The organism is Cellulophaga sp., assembly GCF_039943695.1.
In the GTDB taxonomy this organism is placed as follows: domain Bacteria; phylum Bacteroidota; class Bacteroidia; order Flavobacteriales; family Flavobacteriaceae; genus Cellulophaga.
Genome location: NZ_JBDVAA010000011.1, coordinates 1 through 2563, shown reverse-complemented (window position 1 = coordinate 2563; position 2563 = coordinate 1). Strand labels below are relative to the sequence as shown.

Annotated in this window: 2 protein-coding genes; both read left to right on the top strand. The window is 33.5% G+C overall.

The window, feature by feature from the left end; genetic code table 11:
• The first annotated feature begins 55 nt into the window (after positions 1-55).
• Positions 56-1684, top strand: a complete 1629-nt coding sequence (locus ABJD66_RS01045) for a carboxyl transferase domain-containing protein (RefSeq protein WP_348127242.1) — start codon at positions 56-58, stop codon at positions 1682-1684.
• Between the two features lie 29 nt (positions 1685-1713).
• Positions 1714-2563 (top strand): MFS transporter (locus ABJD66_RS01040; protein ID WP_348127245.1); only part of this gene is annotated, 850 nt, incomplete at its 3' end.

Here is a 2563-nt window from a genome sequence, read left to right as displayed (position 1 = left end):
TAATATCATATATATTATTCCACTTATCTTTATGGTCTAAAGCAATTTTTACAGAATGGATATAAATTTCAATAAGAACGAGGATCACAACAAACTTCTTTTATCAGATTTAAAACATAAATTAAGTAAAGTAAAGTTGGGTGGTGGCAAAAGTAAAATTGAAAAACAACACGCTAAAGGCAAAATGACAGCCAGAGAGCGTATAGATTACCTTTTAGATGATAAAGCAGATGCTATAGAGATTGCTGCTTTTGCCGGTGAAGGTATGTATAAAGAGCACGGTGGTTGCCCATCTGGAGGAGTTGATATTAAAATAGGTTACGTACAAGGCAAGCAATGCATAGTTGTTGCTAATGATGCTACTGTAAAAGCTGGTGCTTGGTTTCCTATTACCGGAAAAAAGAATTTAAGAGCGCAAGAAATTGCCATAGAAAATAGACTACCAATTATTTACTTGGTAGATAGCGCTGGTGTTTATTTACCTATGCAAGATGAAATTTTCCCAGACAAAGAACACTTTGGACGTATTTTTAGAAACAATGCTGTGATGAGTAGTATGGGAATTACTCAAATTTCTGCAGTAATGGGAAGTTGTGTTGCTGGTGGTGCTTATTTGCCAATTATGAGTGATGAAGCTTTAATTGTAGACAAAACAGCTAGTATATTTTTAGCTGGCAGCTACCTTGTAAAAGCGGCTATTGGTGAAAGTATTGATAATGAAACTTTAGGTGGTGCAACTACACATTGCGAAATATCTGGTGTTACAGATTACAAAGCTAAAGATGATGCTGATGCTTTAGATAAAATTAAAAAAATAGTAAATAAAATTGGTGATTTTGATAAAGCTGGTTTTAACAGAATTGAAGCTAAAAAGCCAAAATTAGACCCTAAAGATATTTATGGTATTTTGCCAAAATCTAGAAGTGACCAGTATGATATGCTTGAAATTATTAAGCGTTTGGTTGATGATTCTGAGTTTGAAGAATACAAAGAAGGTTACGGAAAAACTATAATTACAGGGTATGCTCGTATAAATGGTTGGGCTGTTGGTATTGTTGCAAACCAACGTAAGCTTGTAAAAACCAAAAAAGGAGAAATGCAATTTGGTGGTGTTATTTATAATGACAGCGCAGACAAATCTACCCGTTTTATAGCAAATTGCAACCAAAAGAAAATTCCGCTTGTATTTTTACAAGATGTTACTGGTTTTATGGTAGGTAGTAAAAGTGAGCATAGCGGTATAATTAAAGATGGTGCTAAAATGGTAAATGCTGTTAGTAACTCTGTTGTACCAAAATTTACAATTGTTATTGGTAATAGTTATGGCGCTGGTAATTATGCTATGTGTGGTAAAGCATACGACCCTAGGTTAATTGCTGCTTGGCCAAGTGCAGAACTTGCTGTAATGAGTGGTAACTCTGCAGCTAAAGTTTTAATGCAAATTGAAAAAGCTTCTTTACTTAAAAAAGGAGAAGAAATAGACGAGAAAAAAGAAAAAGAATTATTTGACAAAGTAAAAGCAAGATATGATGAGCAAATATCTCCATATTATGCTGCTTCTCGTATTTGGACTGACGGTGTAATAGACCCATTAGATACAAGAAAATGGATCTCTATGGGTATAGAAGCTGCAAACCACGCTCCTATTGAAAAGCCTTTTAACTTAGGAGTAATACAGGTTTAAACTAGCAATACACCACAATTAAATTATATATCGACACTAAAAAACAACATAATTGGTTATACCTGTTTCTCCTAATATTATCAGGAGAAGCAGTGTTTATATTACCTTTTGTTTTAGCTAGAGTTTTTAGACCTACAGTTTTAGAGGTTTTTAATCTCACAAATTTAGAACTAGGAACTTGCTTTTCTGTTTACGGTTTTGTTGCAATGGGTTCTTATTTATTAGGCGGACCAATTGCAGATAAATTTCCTCCTAGAAAGCTAATTGCCATTGCTTTATTTTCTACTGCTTTAGGCGGATTAGTACTTGCTGCAAACCCTAGCTATTTTGTACTAAAAGTATTGTACGGTTATTGGGGTTTTACAACCATTTTTTTGTTTTGGGCACCAATGATAAAAGCTACTCGTGTTTGGGGCGGAAATACTTCTCAAGGTAAAGCATTTGGCTTTTTAGATGGTGGCAGAGGTTTAGTTGGTGCTAGTTTTGGAGCCTTAGGAGTTTTTATATTTTCTTTATTTATAATTGGTTCTGTAGAATTTGCAAGTTTAGCAAATAGAGCAGAAGCATTTAATTACATTGTTTGGGTAACGTCTGCCATAATTGTTGTAATTGGCATAATTGTATGGTTCTTTTTAAAATCTAAAGAAATTAAAGAAGAAGAAATACAACTACAGTCTATCTCTACGCATCAAATAAAAACGGTATTAAAAATACCATCTGTTTGGTTGTTAATGGTTATTATTTTGTGTGCTTATGTTGGCTACAAAATTACAGATGTTTTCTCGCTCTACGCAAAAGAAGTAATGTTATATAATGAGGTTAAATCTGCAGAAATTGGAACACTTTTACTCTTTATTAGACCCGTTATTGGTATTTTAA